The sequence below is a fragment of the Metabacillus litoralis genome (assembly GCF_003667825.1).
Classification (GTDB): Bacteria; Bacillota; Bacilli; order Bacillales; family Bacillaceae; genus Metabacillus; species Metabacillus litoralis_B.
In genome coordinates this window covers 125,001-144,436 of the sequence record NZ_CP033043.1, presented here as the reverse complement: position 1 = coordinate 144,436, position 19,436 = coordinate 125,001, and the positions used below count along the sequence as shown (strand labels likewise).

Here is a 19,436-nt window from a genome sequence, read left to right as displayed (position 1 = left end):
TGATCATCCTCTCACGTATTGTTGTTTATATGTTTTTACTTCGAATGAATCTTTAATTAATGCTCTAGCTTGTTGAATATCTTCCACTTCTTCTAACGCCATTAGTTGTGCCACAATGTTTCCAATAGCTGTTGCTTCCACTGGACCAGCACATACTTCTTTATTTGTTACATTTGCAAGTAATTGATTAAGCATTTCGTTTTGACAGCCACCACCAATTACATTCACTCTTGGAAAACTTTTCTCAAAAATTTCCTCTATTTCACTGATCGCACGTTTATAGCTATCTGCTAAACTATCATACACACATTTTGCAATCTGTCCTGGTGTTTGTGGGATGTGTTGATTTGTTTCCTTACAATATTTTTGAATTTCACTTACCATATTTTCAGGCTTTAAGAAGCGATCATCATCCACATTTACGATAGATTGAAAATCCTCTTCTTTTTCAGCCAACTCTACAAATTCAGCAAAAGAAATTTCATCATGATAGTTACGTTTTACTTCTTGAATCATCCAAAGTCCCATAATATTTTTCAAGAAACGATAGCGATAGTCGATACCGCCTTCGTTTGTAAAATTATATTGAAGTGCCTTTGGAACACAAATTGGAAAACGATTTTCCACTCCAATTAATGACCATGTTCCAGAGCTTAAATAAATCGTATCCTCTAATTCAGGAACTGAGATTACAGCAGAACCAGTATCATGTGTTGCAGGTAAAACTACGTTCATATCAAAACCAAATTCACATACTAGCTCTTCTGACAATGTTCCTAAAACGGTTTTAGGAGGCAGTATTTCATGAAACATTTCTTTGTTAATACCTAATTTATCAAGCATTTCATGATCCCACTGCTTAGTAAATGCATTTACTAATTGTGTTGAAGTAGCATTTGTATATTCGTTAGCCTTTTTACCAGTTAGTAAAAAGTTAAGATACTCAGGGATCATTAAAAATGATTTTGCCTTTTTCAGCACATCAGGTGATTTTTGTTTTAATGCATATAATTGATAAATTGTATTAAACTTTTGAAATTGAATACCAGTCTCAAAGTATAGTTTTTCTTTTGGAATGATAGTAAATACTTCCTCCATCATGCCATCTGTACGAGGATCGCGATAGGCTACGGCATCTGTTAATAAATTGTCATGTTCATCTAATAGAACAAAGTCAACCGCCCATGTATCAATGCCAATACTGTCTGGCTTTATATTAAGGTCATGACACTTTTTAATTCCTGTTTTGATTTCAGAAAATAAGGTTTCAATATCCCAACAAAAGTGATCATTCTTTTTCACGATATTGTTTTCAAAACGGTGTATTTCATTTAGTTGTAATTTGCCATCTTCAATATGGCCAAGAATTAATCTTCCGCTTGAAGCCCCAATATCTACCGCTAAGCTATATTTTGTCATTTTCTTCACCTCTTCATTGAAAACGCTTGCTTTATTACATAATAAACTAGTTTTTAAATGTTTCCTATATCGTGATTAAACATTTTTATTGTCCTTATTTGCCAAAATCTTTAAAAACAAAAAAGCTATATCCCCTACTAATACCTAGTAGTGATATAGCTATCCTTTTGTTAATTGTTCGCGAAACTGCTTTGGTGTATATCCGTATTTGCTTTTGAACACTCGATAAAAATAACTAATATTTTCATATCCAACCTCTTCAATAATCGAGGTAATAGCTAGTGATGTATTTTCTAATAGGTCCCTTGCCACGCTTAATCTTTTTTCTTGTACAAGTTCCTTAAATGTATAACTAGTCGCTTTTTTTATTTCTTTACTCAATGAGTAATGAGGCTGCTGAAGTTTTTCTGATAACTCATATAAGGAGGCGTCTTTGTATTTTTCTTCTATATATTTTAATGATTCAACAATCAGTTGATGTCGATGAGTATCGTCTTTATATTTTACTTTATCAGAATTCTTTATAAGCTCAACCATAAGTAAACCCATATACAATTTTATCGTTGATTCCGACATCATCGAAGGATTCATAATTTCAACGATAATTTTTCCTATCAATTCTTGGATACTCTCTATTTCCGATACAGCGAAATAAAGATATTGTCCGTTTTGCGTGTGATCGAATAAACTATTAATTAAAAAATTCGTTATTAAATTCTCAGTCGTTAAATAAGAAAAAACAAACGAGAAAAATTCAGGCTTAATAATAAAATTAATAATAATGTCTTCTTCTCCACAAGCTTCGAGTTCATGTTCAATATGCTGGTTGAGAAACAAAATATCACCTTTTCTAAGCTCTAACCTTTCGTTCCCGACCGTTTGATTCAATGAGCCGTTAAACACATAATTCACTTCAATATAATTGTGCTTATGCTTTGGAAAATGTATAAATCTCGTATGCTTCCTTACCATAATCATCGTATTATTGTTTAGAAATTTCTCACCTTCAACAACGAAGCTTTCTTGGCTCGTGTAGAGCTCCTTTTGAACTTCGTGTTTTTGCTGAAGAATCAGTTTTTCTTCATCATTAAGTTGGATGAGCTCTTGTAAAAGATTGGATTTCATCTTAATCCCTCGTTTTTGAGATATATGTGGTTCTGGTACTGTTTTTGTCTCGATTCCGGTACTATCGGGACAGATAATCGCTCTTTGGTACTGTTTTTGTCTCGATTCTCGCACTATCGGGACTGATGATACCTCTTCGGGACTGTTTTTGTCTCGATTCTGGTACTATCGGGACAGATGGTATCTCTTCGGGACTGTTTCTGTCTCGATTCTGGCACTATCGGGACAGATGTTACCTCTTCGGGACTGTTTTTGTCTCGATTCTGGTACTATCGGGACAGATGGTATCTCTTCGGGACTGTTTCTGTCTCGATTCTGGCACTATCGGGACAGATGATACCTCTTCGGGGCTGTTTTTGTCTCGATTCCGGTACTATCGGGACAGATGGTATCTCTTCGGGACTGTTTCTGTCTCGATTCTGGCACTTTCGAGACAGATGATACCTCTTCGGGACTGTTTTTGTCTCGATTCTGGTACTATCGAGACAGATCCTCACTCTTCGAAACTGTTTTTGTCCCAATTCCGGTACTATCGGGACAGATGATCGATCTTCGGGACTGTTTTTGTCTCGATTCTCGCACTATCGGGACAGATGATACCTCTTCGGGACTGTTTTTGTCCCGATTCTGGCACTATCGGGACAGATGCCCACTCTTCAGTACTGTTTTTGTCTCGATTCTCGCACTATCGGGACAGATGCTACCTCTTCAGAACTTTTTTCGTCCCGATTCTCGCACTATCGGGACAGATGCCCACTCTTCGAAACTGTTTTTGTCCCGATTCTCGCACTATCGAGACAGATGATCGCTCTTTGGTACTGTTTTTGTCTCGATTCTCGCACTATCGGGACAGATGATCGCTCTTTGGTACTGTTTTTGTCTCGATTCTCGCACTATCGAGACAGATTCCCGATCTTCAACTCTTTTCTTGTCCCGATTCCAACACTATCGAGACAGAGACAGATTCCCGATCTCCCGCTCTTTTCTTGTCCCGATTCCTGCATTATCAAGACAACTGCTCGCTCTTCTTCTCACTATTTCCCCAGTTCATTCCACTAAAGAAAAACTCAACCAGCACTCACCTCAAACATAGCTTTTAATGATCCTAAAAACTCATTAAAAGAGTAAAAAGCCCTTCATCGCTATCAGTAATGAAGGACAAACTTCCCCTATATAAATTCGCTTAAAATAGAGGTGATTTTAAAGTGAAATCCAGATAACATGTAAAATGTGTTATCCGTTTACCATCACTGTATTAAACTGTACACCTTTTTCCTCTAACCCACTGATATAGCTTTCTTTGATTAGTGAGTCAGTGATTACATAGCTGATTTTCTGGATTTCTGTAATTTGTGCAAATGTTCGTACTCCAAACTTCGTAGAATCAGCCATTAAAATCGTTTGATCTGATATTGACATCATTTGTCTTTTTAAAAGAGCCTGCCATTCGTTTGAGTCGCTTAATCCTGCTTCAATATGAACACCTTTACACGAAATAAATGCTTTATTTACGTGATACATATTAAGTGATCTTTCTGCTAATGGCCCAACATAGGATAGTGACTTTGGCTGAAGCATTCCACCAGTGGAAATTACACGAACTTGTTCTTTTTTACTAAGTTCTACTGCTACTTTTATAGAATTTGTTAACACAGTTAATGGAACGTCCGGCATTTCTTTTGCCATATACCATGCTGTTGTGCTTGCATCTAGCACGATCTGATCACCAGGCTGAATGAGCTTTACCGCTTCTACAGCAATTGCTCTCTTTTCAGCGGCATTCGTAATTTCTCTTTCGGTATAAGAAACTTCTGTTTGTTCGTCTTGTATACTAACTGCACCGCCATGACTTCGGCGTAGTAGATTTTCTTTTTCTAATTTCTCCAAATCGCGTCTGATTGTTTCCTCTGTTACCTTAAAAAGCTTACTTAATTCAGTAACTCGGACACTTAATTTTTCATTTACAACATCGACGATTTTCCGATGTCTTTCTGCTACAAGCATCTCGGTTTGCCTCCTAAAACTCACACTGAAAAATTTTAATTATGAGATGAGCTTACTTGCTTAAAGAGTCAGCTCTTACGCTTGTAGGCTCTAGATATTATTATGACATAGAATAGGGTAGAACGCATTGTTTTTAGTGCTTATGCGCTTACATTATTGTCTATAAAACAAGGTGTAAGAGAAACAATCTTCTTTTACACCTTGTTTGTTTTTTTTATCTAGTAAATGCTGCTGGAACTCCACCATCAACTGTTAGCATACATCCAGTTGTTCTGTCTGATTTAGATGAGGCAAAGAATAAAATGGATTGTGCAATATCTTTAGGATAGATGTTCACTAGTAATGTTGTACGTTTACGATAGTGCTCTTCTAGTTGATCCGGGTGAATACCATATGCTGCTGCACGTTCTTCCCTCCAGCTTGATCCCCAAATTGCTGATCCTTGAAGCACTGCATCTGGAAGAACTGAGTTTACACGGATACCAAATTCTCCACCTTCAGCTGCAATACATCTTGCAAGATGAGTTTCCATTGCTTTAACAGAGCTGTATGCTGCTGCATTTTTACCAGCATATACAGAGTTTTTCGAACCGATAAACACCATGTTTCCGCCAGTACCTTGTGATTTCATTTGTTTGAACGCCTCACGTGCTACTAAGAAATAACCAGTTCCTAGAACGTTCATGTTTAGGTTCCATTCTTTTAATGATGTTTCATCGAACGGGCTTGAAGTTGCTAAACCTGCATTGTTTACGATAATATCTACACCACCGTATGTTAAAGCAGATTGCTTGAATGCTTCTTGTACCGCTTCTTCACTCGTAACATCCATTTTCACAGCTAAAGCGCGGCCTTCTCCGTATTGCTCATTGATTTCTGTCGCTACCTTTTGAGCACCTTCAAGGTTAAGGTCTGCGATCACAACATGAGCACCCTCTGCTACAAATTGTCGGCAAGTTTCGCTACCAATCCCACCAGCACCACCTGTTACAAATGCTACCTGTCTTGAAAACTCAGCTTCTGCTGGAGCTAAAGATAATTTATAAAGCTCTAATGGCCAGTATTCTACATTAAATGATTCATTTTCACTTAAAGAAACAAAGTTTCCTAAAGTTGTAGAACGTTTCATAACTGCGATTGCACGGTGATATAAAGCACCACTTACGTTAGCCATAGCTACGTTTTTACCCGTGTTCACCATTCCAATACCAGGAATTAAAATAACACGTGGAGCTGTTTCAGAAATTTTGTCACCTTCGTTTTTGTTTCTTTCGAAGTATGCTTTGTATTCTTCTTTAAAGCTATCGATTCCAGCTTTTACTTTTTCTACTAAGCTAGCAACATCCTCAGATTGTGGATTCCAGTCAATGAATAATGGTGTCATTTTTGTATGAACTAAGTGATCTGGACATGCTGCACCAACTTGAGATAATTCTGGAGCATTATGGCTGTTTACAAATTGAAGAACATCTTCTGCATCATCATAAGTTAAAAGCATTTTCTTCTCTTCGCTAACTGCACCACGAATTACTGGCATAACTTGTGCTAAAGCGTTTTTACGATCTTCTTCAGAAAGTGCTTCGAATTTTTGTCCACCAAATACATTTTCTTCTACTAATCTAGCTTGAATATATTGCTCTGCCTCGTTAATAACAGAAATTGTTTTTTCATAGCTTTCTTCAGCTGTTTCTCCCCAAACAACAAGACCGTGTTTTTCCATTAAGACTAATTCTGCGTTTGGATTGTTTTTAACACCTTCTGCGATCATTTTTGAAAGTGTGAATCCTGGGCGTACATATGGCACCCACACGAAACGATCTCCGTAAATTTCTTCAGCAATTTGGCGGCCATTGTCTGCACAGCAAAGACCGATGATTGCGTCTGGGTGTGTATGGTCAACATGCTTGAACGGTAAGAATGCATGTAATAGAGTTTCGATGGATGCACGTGGATGCTTGCTATCGATCATGCAATGTGCAAGGTAAGCAACCATCTCTTCGTCTGGCATTTCGTCACGTTCGATTAATGGACGAATATCTTCCATTCTTAAGCCAGTAAAGTTGTGTGCTTTCATCGTCGCTAAATCTGATCCACTACCTTTTACGTACATCACTTCTACGTCACGGCCACGGAAATCTTTTTCAATTGTTTTCATTGAAGTGTTTCCACCACCCCAGTTACATACAGCACGATCTGAACCAATTAAATTAGAACGATATACAAGCTCTTCTACTCCTTGAGATATTGAAGCTGCTTTCTCTTTATTCCATAAACTTTGTACCACTGTATTTCCTCCTCTATTGTTTCGTATCTGTTTTTGTTTGTTTATCTGTTTTTTATTATATACTATGTTTGTTTATTTTTGAATAAGTTTTTTGTTTATTTTTGAATTTATTTATCCCATTCTTAACGGGCAGTAACCCCCCACCTAAAGATTCTAGAGAAGCAATGAAGATAGGTGGGGGATAACTGCCCGTTAAGATCCGATAAGTCTCGCTAACCATGAATGGGGATAACCCCCCCACTCATGGGAGTCTCGCTGTATCATCAACAAGAATATATGTTGCTTTAATTGGTCCATGAACCCCAACGATAAGGTTCAATTCAATGTCAGCACTATTACTTGGACCTGTAATAAAATCAATACAAGATGAGATGTTTTTGCCTTCCTTTACTTGTTTGTTAATATAAGCAGTTGCTTGTGTCATTCTAGGAACTAAAGTACTTTTAGGAACAATAGCAATATATGTTTTAGGTAATAAGCTAACAGATCTCCCTTTATTTTTGCTACTGAATAATACAACTGTACCTGATTCTGCTAGAGTAATATCACTAAAGGTAATCCCAACATCTGCTTTTTCTGCTGCTTCAATATTTTTCTCTTTAAGAACAGGATCCCAAATATGAACGTCAATATTTTCTTGAGGAAGTTTGTCTAATAGATTCTCTTCTAACCCAAACTCTTTATGACGTTCATCTTTCCATGTAACAACACTGGCTACTTCGTACTGTTCAAAAACCTCACGAATTTTCTCTGTTAGTTTGTCCAAGCTCGTTTCAATAAACTGAGTATGAATTACTTCACAATGCTTCTTAAGTACTTCCACTAATTCATCCTGTGAAGCATCTTTCAATACATCATACTGAGGGGTTGTTGTCCATTGTGGTTTTGTGACTGTTTTTCTCCTTTCTCTTCCTAGCTTTTCAGCAACCGTACTAAGAAAGAAATCTCGATGATGAATTTGTCCTTCTGCCATCTTATTTCCCTCCCTTTTCTCTCTTTTTATACCAGTCTCGGAATCTTTCTTTACTTGGAGCTGGAAAATCACGTACATCTGTCCATGGCTTCATTGGGCCAGGTCCTTTTTGGATATTATTTTCCTTTGTAAAAGGTGCCATAACGGAAGAAGCTGATTTAGTTCCTGTTTTATAAAGACTTGGTGAACTCGCCGCAAGCTGAAAACCTTTCATTGCTAGCTTTTCTCCAAATGGTGATTTCTTTTCATCTTCTACAATTTTTCTACGATGCTTAATTAATAGTTCATGAAGAGGTATTTTTACAGGGCAGGCATCTGTACAGGCTGCACATAATGATGATGCATAAGGCAGTTCCTTGTAATCCTCATATCCACCAAGCAACGGTGATAATACCGCACCAATTGGACCTGCATAAATTGAGCCATATGAATGTCCACCAACATGGCGATAAACAGGGCATACATTCACACAAGCTGCACAACGAATACAATGTAAAGCACTTTGGAATTCTGTTCCTAAAATATTTGAACGTCCATTATCGACGATAACGAGATGGAATTCTTCAGGTCCATCAACGTCACCCTCATCTTTTGGTCCAGTTAGTCCTGTAATGTAGCTAGTTAATTTTTGTCCAACAGAGCTTCTGCAAAGTAGACTTACCATGATATCAAGTTCTTCCCATGTTGGAACGATCCGCTCCATTCCCATAACGGTAATTTGCGCTTTGGGTAAAGCGGTTACAAGACCAGCATTTCCTTCATTCGTTACGAGACTAATAGAACCAGATTCTGCAACTGCAAAGTTACACCCTGTAATGCCTAGATCCGCACTTAAAAATTCTTGTCTTAACTGTTCTCTAGCAAAAAGAGCAAGTTCTTCTGGAATTTCTGATTTATCATAGCCTCGTTTTTCTTTAAACGTGTCACGAATTTGTTCTTTGTTTTTATGAAGAGCAGGTACAACAATATGTGATGGTGGATCATGATCATCAAGCTGCAGAATGTATTCACCTAAATCTGTTTCAACCACTTCACAGCCAGCCTTTTCTAAAGCACTGTTTAAATGAATTTCCTCTGTTACCATTGACTTTGACTTAACCACTTTTTTGGCTTGCTTCTCTTTCGCTACCTTTGTAATGTACTCATTTGCTTCTTCCTTTGTTGAAGCAAAAAATACATGACCTCCACGTTTTACAACGTTTTCACTAAGTTGTTCTAAATAGTAGTCGAGATTTTCTAGTGTATGAGTTCTAATTTCTTCCCCGAGCTTTCGCCATTCTTCCCAATTCCCAAGCTCTTCTGTTGCAGCTAGCCGTTTTCCTTGCATTCTTTCTTGAGCGGATGCAACAGCACTGCGCATAAATGTATTGTTAACACCTTTTTCAACACGATCAAAGAATTTATCATCGCTAATTTTCATGGCCACCTTACTTCACCTCGCTATTCAATACTTCGGCTATATGCATCACCTTAATAGGCTTACCTTTACGATTAATTCTACCTCCGATATTCATTAAGCAGCCACAATCAGCCCCAATGAGTACTTCAGCACCTGTTTCTTCAACATGTCGGACCTTTTCATCTACCATTTGCTCTGAAATAGGGACCATTTTCACTGAGAATGTTCCCCCAAATCCGCAGCAATCATGACTATTAGGAAGAGGTTTTATATCCAATCCTTCCACCTGTTCTAAAAGCTTTCCTGGAGCATCTTTTACTCCGAGTAAGCGTGTCATATGGCAGGATTTATGATACGTTGCACATGCTGGTAAACTAGCATTCACGCTTTCTACTTTTAAAACATCAACGATAAATTGAGTTAATTCGTAAGATTTATCCGCTAGTTTTTCTGCTTTTTCTTTCCAAACGGGCTCATCTTTAAATAAATGACTGTATTCATGAAGCATCGCTACACAAGATCCAGAAGGACCTACAACATAATCTGATTTTTCAAACGTCCGAATCATATGCTTAGCCACTTCTTTTGTTTCCTTATGATATCCGCTATTATAGGCAGGCTGTCCACAGCATGTTTGTTGCTCTGGAAAATCCACTTCACAACCGAGTTTTTCTAAAAGCTCTACAGTATGCTTACCAACATTGGAATAAAACACATCGGCAAGACATGTAATAAAAAGAGAGACCTTCATTCAAATAACCCCCACTCTTATTAAACCAATCCTTTTGGTTTCTTTATTATCGATTATACTACTTATTGTTTTGTTTTAATACCGTTTATTTTTGTTTATATTAAATTTTACTGGTTTTATGTTGTTTTAATTTTGTTATCGACAAAATTTATTGTTTTCAATACTATTTGAATGACATCAAAATCGCAAATAAAAAGGGTAGAAGCATTCCCATACCTCTACCCTTAAAAATTATTATTTAATTTTCATTCATTTGTGGTCGCTCACTCATAATTGGAATCTCCACGCCTAGTTCTTCCAGCTGAGCTTGAGCTTCTTCTTGAGTTATTTCACCTGATCTTTGTTTTTCCATAATTGCTTCCACTTTTTCTCTTGTTTCTTCATCCATGTCTGCAAACATGTCGCCTCTATTGCCCATTTGCGGTCTTTCTCCTGTTCCACCAGCACCTCCACCAAAGCCACCTGGACCTCCCGAACTTTGTGCAGTTGTCACTCCTGATTCATTTAACCAAGTTACTGTATCAGTAATCGTGAAATCAACTATTTTTGTTCCGGCTTCGTATATGCCATTTGTGTATAGTCCATCTACTTCTTCCCCTGTAGCTTTTCCTCCTGAATAAAGAGAATATGAGCTTTCCTTCATTAATTGTGGTGAACTAATGAAAACCGCTTGATAGTCTTTAGCTGGAGCAAAATTTAGAATACTGTTCCCTTCGCTATCTTCCAGGTGAATAAGTGTATCAGCTGCTTGTGTTTCTGGATATGTCATTAAGATTCCGTTTTGTGAAGACTCTTCTGCAATAGCTTGGAGCATTCCAGAGCTTCCAGCTGCTACTAAAAACCCACCACTCATCGTAAAACTTCCACCATAGTCAAGTGATCCGTTCCCATTTCCGGTTGGACCATCTACAAGAACAGTTCCATCTGTCATTTCAATATATCCATTCGAATCGAGGCCATCACCTTCTGCATTTACTACAATATGACCACCATTAATTTGTAACAAGTTATTTTCAGATGCTGCATGCATATCCATACCAGAACCATCATTACCTCCACCAACATTAATGCCGTCATCACTTGTTGTGAGGTTTATGTCTCCACCATTGATTGTAATTAGCTGGCTTTCCATGCCTTCATAACTTTTCGTAACTTTAATCTTTCCACCTGATGTGACAAGTGAAGTATCTGCGTGGATTCCATCATCACCAGAGGCTACCGATAAGTCCCCACTAGCTATGGTTATTGTATTATTACTGTGTACAGCATCATCTTTTGAATCAATTGTAAATATTCCTCCACCAACCACTATATTCGTAACAGCTTTTAATCCCTTGTAACTTTCGGATTCAGTGGTAGTAGTTGTTGTTACTTCACCTTGTTCACCCATTTTTCCCATCATATCGTTAGCAACTGTTATTGTTTCAGGACTTCCGCCACCAGTCGTTATGTTAAAAGTACCATCTGATATTAATAATGAAGCAACAGCTTGTACTCCATCATTTTCTGATACAATATCGTAAGTGCCTCCTTCAATGACAATAGATCCTTTTAAATCATCTTCATCATTAGTAGACCTTATTCCATCTCCTCCTGCATCAATTGTTACTGTTCCTTCCTTTACAGCAACAAGGTCTCGTCCAATTATTCCATCATCAACAGCATCAATCTGAATATTTCCACCTGTAATCTTTAGTTTATCGTTACTAGAAATTCCATTATTATAATTTCCATGCACGATAAGTTTACCTGTTCCATTTATCGTAAGATCATCTTTACTATAAATGGCTGAATTTGGCTCGTCTTCAGAGGAATTTTCATAAACATATTCTGAAGCATCTGTTATGACGTTTTCTGTGCCTTCAACTAGTGAGATGGTTGTTTTTTCAGCGTTAAGTACATATATAGCAGAGCTTGTTGTGGAACTGATCGTAACTCCGTTTAGCACAAGCCTTACCGTATTTTTATCCTCCGCATCCACAACGATTTGACCGTTTTCCAAATTTCCGCTTAACACGTAAGTACCACCTGTTTTAATTGTTAAGGTATTTTCTGAATAGAGAACCGATGCATTAGCATCAAAAGAGACATCAGAACCATTTAATTCGATGTACGTTGGATTTTCTTCTTCATAGTTCGTATAGTAGTCATCGTCCTTATAAGAAACAGATTCACTAATTAAAGTGTTAAGTTTTTCTATATCCGCACTTGCTGTTTCAGTTGTTGTGCCTGTTGTGGATGTTGAATTATTTGCACATGCAAATAATAGTGCTGATGACATTAGAATGGAGGCTACTTTTAAAAGCTTCATATTTTGATCTCCTTTTTTCTTTTATTAAGATTCCAGAAGGGCTTAAACAGAATCTGTTTTCCCGGTGATTAACATTATCTTTTATGAACCTTAACAAAACCTTAAAAAACTTAATAATATTTACATTTTCTAATTTTTTAAATTTGATTATAGATTGGGGATGGTCAAAATGTTATTTGACCTCATTCGAGTATGAATTTTTTACGTATGAACGACATTCACCTTCTGTTTCTTACTTGGTTTGTCGTTCATCAACGCTATGAACGACATTTCCCTTCTGTTTCCTGCTTGGTTTGTCGTTCATCAAATGGATCCACTTAGTTTTGCCCTGCAGATCCACCTACCAAATGTGGAAAGCATAAAAAAACATTTTGCATTTTCATTCATTACCTCTATAATCAAATCTATTCAAGGATGTCATTAGAAGAAAAATAATAGAAGGTGAACACGAATATGAAGTTATTAATTATAGAGGATGATCACTACTTATCCCAAACAATAAAAGAAACAACGCAGGAAATGTTTGAAACAGAACAGGCTTTTGATGGTGAAGAAGGATTATTTTTCGCAGAGCAAAATATTTTTGACTGCATTATTTTAGATATTATGATGCCAAATATGAACGGGTACGAAGTTTTACAGGAATTAAGAAAAAAGCAAATCACCACACCTGTCATTATACTTACTGCTAAGGATGCTATTGATGATAAAATTAAAGGATTTAAGGTTGGAGCAGATGATTATCTTGTCAAACCGTTTCATCGGGAAGAGCTGCTCCTAAGATTAGAAGCTATTGTTAGAAGATCTGGCGGAGATTTAAAAGAAAATGTCATTTCCTTCAAAGAATTAAAAATAAACCTAAAATATAAAACAGCTTCTATAGGCGAAGAACTTGTTAAGTTAAACGGCAAGCAGTTTGATTTACTTGAATACTTCATCAATAATAAAAACACGATATTAACAAAAGAACAGATTTTCGACCGAATTTGGGGATTTGAATCCGATACTTCAACAACAGTTGTTGAGGTTTATGCAAGCAACTTAAGAAAAACATTAAAAAAATATAACTATGATCAATACATTAAAACTTTTCGTGGATTAGGCTACATGTTATCCGACAGTGGTGATGATCTTGGGTAAACAAAAGGTTTTTAGAAAAGAACAGCTAAAGTTCATGATTTTTAGCTTCATTTCATTCACGGTGATTTTCACTATTTTTGGTGTTATTATTTTTAGTCAGGTAAAAAGCACCCTTTTTACAAAAACAGACGAGGAACTTTTAGCATTTAAAGAAAAAGTGAGCGATGATCTTCCAAATGAAGAAGCACGCCCCCCTCGCTTTGAGGATGATGATGGTCCACAAAATCCTAATGATAGAAAGGGTCCCAATAATCCAAACCCAAGAATTATGATGCTACATTGGAATAATGAGGGTGAGATCGTAAATCAAAATGAAATTGGAACAACCATTTATGAAAGTTATTTTCAGGAGTATGAGCTTGATAAAGAAAATGTAAATGTAATCACAAATATGACCATTAATGATCTTTACAACTTTCGATCTATTGTTTTTGAAGATCAGACTGAGGGTGACGATGTTGAGTATGTACAGCTCTTAATTAATACAGATCCAGAACAAACTATTTTAGCCAATTTTGGGAACTTAATTATTATTTGTTCTTCTATTTTCATCATTCTATCAATCTCAGCTAGTTATATTCTTTCAAAAAGAATGATGAAGCCAATAATTAAGTCCTGGAACAAGCAAGCAGAGTTTGTTGAGAATGCATCACATGAGTTAAGAACACCACTTACAATTATTCAAAACAAACTAGAGCTATTGCTTACAGCCCCACATGAAAAAATTATGAATAAGTTTGAAAACATAGCCCTTAGTCTTTCAGAGACTAGAAGATTATCAAAGCTAACATCTGATCTTCTAACATTAGCAAGAGCTGATTCAGCAGAATCACAGCTTAATAAGCATTCTGTTAGCATAGACAATTTTATTAAAAAGGTCTGCAATCCTTATATGGACATTGCTGAGTCTCAAGAAAAACATGTGTGGCTAAAGTTAAATAGTAAAATTGAAATAGAAGCAGATGAGCAACGCCTTCATCAGCTCTTAGTTATCTTACTTGATAATGCACTAAAATACACTTCTGAGAGGGATAGCATTGGAGTAAAAACCTATAATGAGGATCACAAAGTCGTAATTGAGGTGACTGACACAGGTATCGGAATTGATAAACAAAACATGAAATATATATTTGATCGTTTTTATCGTGAAGACCGAGCACGATCGAGGGAAACTGGCGGCTCCGGACTCGGTCTTTCCATTGCTCAATGGATTGTCACACAACATAACGGCACAATTAGTGTTAGTGAAAACCAGCATAACGGTACAACTTTTATCGTGAAATTACCCAAAAAGTAAACAAAGTATTTTAACAGGCTATCATTATCTTGATAGCCTGTTTTATTTTTCTAAGCCCTGTCAGATAAGACCAGACACCTGTCTAATTCTCAAACTTCATATATTTAAAAAACATTTTTTATAAAATTTAAAGCTTTTAAGGTTTGTTTAAGGTTCGTCCTTAATAATGGGTTTCAAGGAAGTTGAGAAAAGGAGACATGAATCATGAAGGCTATGAACTTAAACGGAACAAAAGGCCGAAGAGAACTAAAGCATGAAATGACCCAAATGGAATGCTACCTGCTTCGGAATAAACTTAAACATTATATGGAAGTAGATCCTCACGCTAATCGTGATGGAAAATATTTAATACGAAGTGTTTATTTTGATAACTTCGAAAATAAAGTGTTAAATCAGAAAAAAGAAGGTTACTACGAACGTGATAAATTTCGCGTTAGATTATACGACTTTAATATAAGCTACTTGAATTTAGAAAAAAAAAGCAAACGTAACAACCTTACTTTCAAACAAAAATGCCGAATAACGGCTGAGGAATATGAACAAATACGGTTTGGAGACATTAGTTGGATGGAACATGATTCAAGATCACTCATACAAGAGTTATACCATCAAATGAATCTATTTCAGTTAAAACCAGTAACCGTTGTTGATTATGAAAGGGAGGTGTTCATTTATAAACATGGAAATGTTCGCATTACCTTTGATAGCTCTATTCGAACGAGCTTTCGAAACAATGATGTTCTTAACCCAGATTTGGCGATGATCGATACAAATCCTGATATTGTCGTTCTCGAAGTCAAATTTGATGAATATTTGCCAAGTATGATCAAACATTTGCTTCAAGTAAGCAACTTAAGAGCAGGCGCTTACTCGAAATATCAAATTTGTAGAATGTACGGCTGAAATAGATAAATAAATTAAAAAGAAGAATTGCACCTTGGAGGAAATATAAAATGGAAAACTTAAACTTTAATGATATCTTCAAATCTAGCATTTTAGAAAAAACAAGCAGTTTCTCAGTAGTAGATTCACTGATCGGGTTACTTGTGGCATTTGCTGTAGGACTCTTTATATATTGGGTGTATAAGAAAACATTCTCTGGTGTTATTTACTCACACACATTTAATATTTCGCTAATTGTTATGTCGATGGCTACAGCTTTAATTATCATGGGGATTTCATCAAACGTTCTATTATCTCTTGGTATGGTTGGTGCGTTATCGATTGTACGTTTTAGAACACCTATTAAAGATCCTATGGATATTGTGTATATTTTCTGGGCAATTGTTGCTGGTATCCTATGTGGCGCAGGCTTTATTCCTCTAGTTATTATTGGCTCGATCTTAATTGGAGCTGTATTACTTATTTTTGTTAATAAAATTAAAATTGAAAATCCTTACCTTTTAATCGTGAAATATAATGATATATCTATTGAAAATTCAATTGAACATGTCGTGGCAGAAAGCTCACAAAAGCATACCATTAAATCTAAATCTGTTATGCCTGGTGATGACTTTGAAATTACGTACGAAATTCGCGTGAAAGAGTCTGATTTAGGATTTATTAATAATATTTCTGATATGGAATCAGTTAAATCGGCAGTTATGCTAAGTTATGATGGCAATTTCACTGCTTAAGTGTATATACGAGCTTAGACTCCAAGTCTTTGCTCGTATTCTTTTAAGATAGGTGCGATTTTTTTGAAATTCATCTGGTCAGGTAATTAGGTTGAGTTAATTTATTCATCATTCTTTGTTTTCCTCAAAACTTGTTTTCCCTTAATTATTCATTTCAAGGTAATTCTCCTTATAGATTTAGAACTTTACCGAAAAAGCTAAAAGGGCTAAATCATCAAGATACTTACACTACACAAAATATCCTATAAGACATCTAATGGTATTACACCGAAAGGAGGAATTAAGATCATGCTAGCAAAACCGTATAAATGGGCTAAATTAAACTCGAAATCATGTCAGTCAACAAACAATGATTCTTACCAAGAGGTGTTAGATGTAAATAATTTCTTCGTTGAAGACGATAAAACAGGTTCTCAAGGTAGTAATCAAATAAATGAAACAGAACAAATCTCTTCTGAAGCAATTATTATAAGAGACTCTTGTGAGATTGAAGTATCTTCAACTGATACTCAAGTTGCTGCTTCTTTACAGGTTGCTATTCAAGCTGCTATCGCTCTAGTTGTTAACCTAACAATTGCTGATAGCGACCAAGCAGAAAAGATCACTCACCAACTACTGCAGGAAGCTGATATTAAGCAATTAAATAAACAAAACCTAGTTATTAAAAACTCTAGAAATGTAAATATTACAACTACTGATACAGATGTTGCAGTCTCTCTTCAAGCTCTATTACAAGTCCTTGTTGCTTTAGTTGCTGACATTGACATTCTTTAAATAGTTAATATAAAAATACGCAGCCCTTTCAATTACCCCCGAATAGTAGACACTATAAGTTGACTATTCGGGGGTTGTTTTTGGCTTGTTGACTTATTTAGTCTTCTACTTCTCAATTTCAAATCTTCAATTTTTCCACCACTTAATTCTATAAAAAAAGACCAGTATCTCTACTGATCTTCTTCCTATTACTTGGCGACGTCCTACTCTCACAGGGGGAAACCCCCAACTACCATCGGCGCAAGAGCTTACCTTCCGCGTTCGGACTATCAGCTTGCGATAAGCGGCGAATCTCCGCGTCAGCTTGTTCGTTCAGATCCTCATGTGCCAAGACCGCACACTCCGGTCTTCATTCCCTGCGCTTCCTTGAACTTCTTGCTTCTCCCAAGCCTCTGGCTAGTAGTCTTATTTAGTCTTTCACTTCTCATATTCAAATCTTCGATTTTCCCACCTTTTTATTATACAAAAAAAGACCAGCATCTCTACTGATCTTTTTTCCATCTTACTTGGCGACGTCCTACTCTCACAGGGGGAAACCCCCAACTACCATCGGCGCTGAAGAGCTTAACTTCCGTGTTCGGCATGGGAACGGGTGTGACCTCTTCGCCATCATCACCAAATAATATTTAGTTTGAAGGATGTTCCTTCAAAACTAGATAACGATTCACAATTCAATTCACTAAGCTTACGCTTTTATTAGGTTAAGTCCTCGATCGATTAGTATCAGTCAGCTCCACGTGTCACCACGCTTCCACCTCTGACCTATCAACCTGATCATCTTTCAGGGATCTTACTAGCTAATGCTATGGGAAATCTCATCTTGAGGGGGGCTTCATGCTTAGATGCTTTCAGCACTTATCCCTTCCGCACATAGCTACCCAGCTATGCCTTTGGCAAGACAACTGGTACACCAGCGGTGCGTCCATCCCGGTCCTCTCGTACTAAGGACAGCTCCTCTCAAATTTCCTACGCCCACGACGGATAGGGACCGAACTGTCTCACGACGTTCTGAACCCAGCTCGCGTACCGCTTTAATGGGCGAACAGCCCAACCCTTGGGACCGACTACAGCCCCAGGATGCGATGAGCCGACATCGAGGTGCCAAACCTCCCCGTCGATGTGGACTCTTGGGGGAGATAAGCCTGTTATCCCCGGGGTAGCTTTTATCCGTTGAGCGATGGCCCTTCCATGCGGAACCACCGGATCACTAAGCCCGACTTTCGTCCCTGCTCGACTTGTAGGTCTCGCAGTCAAGCTCCCTTGTGCCTTTACACTCTACGAATGATTTCCAACCATTCTGAGGGAACCTTTGGGCGCCTCCGTTACATTTTAGGAGGCGACCGCCCCAGTCAAACTGCCCACCTGACACTGTCTCCCAGCCCGATCAGGGCTGTGGGTTAGAATTTCAATACAGCCAGGGTAGTATCCCACCGACGCCTCCACCGAAGCTAGTGCTCCGGCTTCTCAGGCTCCTACCTATCCTGTACAAGCTGTACCAAAATTCAATATCAGGCTACAGTAAAGCTCCACGGGGTCTTTCCGTCCTGTCGCGGGTAACCTGCATCTTCACAGGTACTATAATTTCACCGAGTCTCTCGTTGAGACAGTGCCCAGATCGTTACGCCTTTCGTGCGGGTCGGAACTTACCCGACAAGGAATTTCGCTACCTTAGGACCGTTATAGTTACGGCCGCCGTTTACTGGGGCTTCGGTTCAAAGCTTTGCTTGCGCTAACCTCTCCCCTTAACCTTCCAGCACCGGGCAGGCGTCAGCCCCTATACTTCGCCTTGCGGCTTCGCAGAGACCTGTGTTTTTGCTAAACAGTCGCCTGGGCCTATTCACTGCGGCTTTTCCGGGCTATTCACCCTAAAAAGCACCCCTTCTCCCGAAGTTACGGGGTCATTTTGCCGAGTTCCTTAACGAGAGTTCTCTCGCTCACCTTAGGATTCTCTCCTCGCCTACCTGTGTCGGTTTGCGGTACGGGCACCTCTCACCTCGCTAGAGGCTTTTCTTGGCAGTGTGGAATCAGGAACTTCGGTACTATAATTCCCTCGCCATCACAGCTCAGCCTTCACGACAACGGGATTTGCCTCATTGTCAGCCTAACTGCTTGGACGCGCATATCCAACAGCGCGCTTACCCTATCCTTCTGCGTCCCCCCATTGCTCAAACGGTGAGGAGGTGGTACAGGAATTTCAACCTGTTGTCCATCGCCTACGCCTTTCGGCCTCGGCTTAGGTCCCGACTTACCCTGAGCGGACGAGCCTTCCTCAGGAAACCTTAGGCATTCGGTGGAGGGGATTCTCACCCCTCTTTCGCTACT

General features: G+C 37.9%; 13 protein-coding genes and 2 rRNA genes (1 of these 15 only partly in view). 5 read left to right on the top strand and 10 right to left on the bottom strand.

The window, feature by feature from the left end; translation table 11 throughout:
- Nucleotides 1–3: 3 nt before the first annotated feature.
- The 8 genes from rhaB to D9842_RS00545 form a co-directional block, all read right to left on the bottom strand.
- Nucleotides 4–1,419 (bottom strand): rhamnulokinase, encoded by a 1,416-nt coding sequence (gene rhaB / locus D9842_RS00580; RefSeq protein ID WP_121660801.1) that lies wholly within the window; start codon nucleotides 1,417–1,419, stop codon nucleotides 4–6.
- 159 nt (nucleotides 1,420–1,578) lie between these two features.
- A complete protein-coding gene (locus tag D9842_RS00575) occupies nucleotides 1,579–2,544 on the bottom strand; it encodes an AraC family transcriptional regulator (protein WP_121660800.1) in 966 nt (321 codons plus the stop codon).
- Between the two features lie 1,233 nt (nucleotides 2,545–3,777).
- Entirely contained in the window at nucleotides 3,778–4,548 is a 771-nt protein-coding gene (locus D9842_RS00570; protein ID WP_121660799.1) for a DeoR/GlpR family DNA-binding transcription regulator, read from the bottom strand.
- Between the two features lie 214 nt (nucleotides 4,549–4,762).
- Entirely contained in the window at nucleotides 4,763–6,832 is a 2,070-nt protein-coding gene (locus D9842_RS00565; protein ID WP_121660798.1) for a bifunctional aldolase/short-chain dehydrogenase, read from the bottom strand.
- 241 nt (nucleotides 6,833–7,073) lie between these two features.
- Nucleotides 7,074–7,805 carry a LutC/YkgG family protein gene (locus D9842_RS00560; protein ID WP_121660797.1) on the bottom strand — a complete coding sequence of 244 codons (732 nt, stop codon included), beginning with the start codon at nucleotides 7,803–7,805 and terminating at the stop codon, nucleotides 7,074–7,076.
- 1 nt (nucleotide 7,806) lies between these two features.
- Complete coding sequence (locus tag D9842_RS00555) at nucleotides 7,807–9,231, bottom strand: LutB/LldF family L-lactate oxidation iron-sulfur protein (RefSeq protein ID WP_121660796.1); 1,425 nt, start codon at nucleotides 9,229–9,231, stop codon at nucleotides 7,807–7,809.
- Between the two features lies 1 nt (nucleotide 9,232).
- Entirely contained in the window at nucleotides 9,233–9,955 is a 723-nt protein-coding gene (locus D9842_RS00550) for a (Fe-S)-binding protein (protein WP_121660795.1), read from the bottom strand.
- Nucleotides 9,956–10,193: 238 nt separating this feature from the next.
- Nucleotides 10,194–12,266 carry a carbohydrate-binding domain-containing protein gene (locus D9842_RS00545; protein WP_121660794.1) on the bottom strand — a complete coding sequence of 691 codons (2,073 nt, stop codon included), beginning with the start codon at nucleotides 12,264–12,266 and terminating at the stop codon, nucleotides 10,194–10,196.
- A gap of 453 nt (nucleotides 12,267–12,719) precedes the next feature.
- Between D9842_RS00545 and D9842_RS00540 the strand changes: the two genes are divergently transcribed.
- The 5 genes from D9842_RS00540 (at nucleotide 12,720) to D9842_RS00520 (ending at nucleotide 17,114) form a co-directional block, all read left to right on the top strand.
- Nucleotides 12,720–13,406 carry a response regulator transcription factor gene (locus D9842_RS00540; protein WP_121660793.1) on the top strand — a complete coding sequence of 229 codons (687 nt, stop codon included), beginning with the start codon at nucleotides 12,720–12,722 and terminating at the stop codon, nucleotides 13,404–13,406.
- Nucleotides 13,399–14,703, top strand: a complete 1,305-nt coding sequence (locus tag D9842_RS00535; RefSeq protein WP_121660792.1) for a sensor histidine kinase — start codon at nucleotides 13,399–13,401, stop codon at nucleotides 14,701–14,703. The genes D9842_RS00540 and D9842_RS00535 overlap by 8 nt, the downstream gene beginning before the upstream one ends.
- A 204-nt stretch (nucleotides 14,704–14,907) precedes the next feature.
- Nucleotides 14,908–15,606 carry a polyphosphate polymerase domain-containing protein gene (locus D9842_RS00530; protein WP_121660791.1) on the top strand — a complete coding sequence of 233 codons (699 nt, stop codon included), beginning with the start codon at nucleotides 14,908–14,910 and terminating at the stop codon, nucleotides 15,604–15,606.
- A gap of 50 nt (nucleotides 15,607–15,656) precedes the next feature.
- The gene (locus D9842_RS00525; protein WP_121660790.1) at nucleotides 15,657–16,340 is read left to right on the top strand and encodes a DUF4956 domain-containing protein; all 684 of its coding nucleotides are present in this window, start codon (nucleotides 15,657–15,659) and stop codon (nucleotides 16,338–16,340) included.
- A 288-nt stretch (nucleotides 16,341–16,628) separates the two neighbouring features.
- Complete coding sequence (locus D9842_RS00520) at nucleotides 16,629–17,114, top strand: spore coat protein (RefSeq protein WP_121660789.1); 486 nt, start codon at nucleotides 16,629–16,631, stop codon at nucleotides 17,112–17,114.
- 504 nt (nucleotides 17,115–17,618) lie between these two features.
- Here D9842_RS00520 and rrf read toward each other — a convergent pair.
- Together rrf and D9842_RS00510 are read right to left on the bottom strand one after the other, a co-directional pair.
- Nucleotides 17,619–17,734, bottom strand: a 5S ribosomal RNA gene (rrf, locus tag D9842_RS00515).
- Between the two features lie 77 nt (nucleotides 17,735–17,811).
- A 23S ribosomal RNA gene (locus tag D9842_RS00510) occupies nucleotides 17,812–19,436 on the bottom strand; it runs 1,326 nt beyond the window's last position.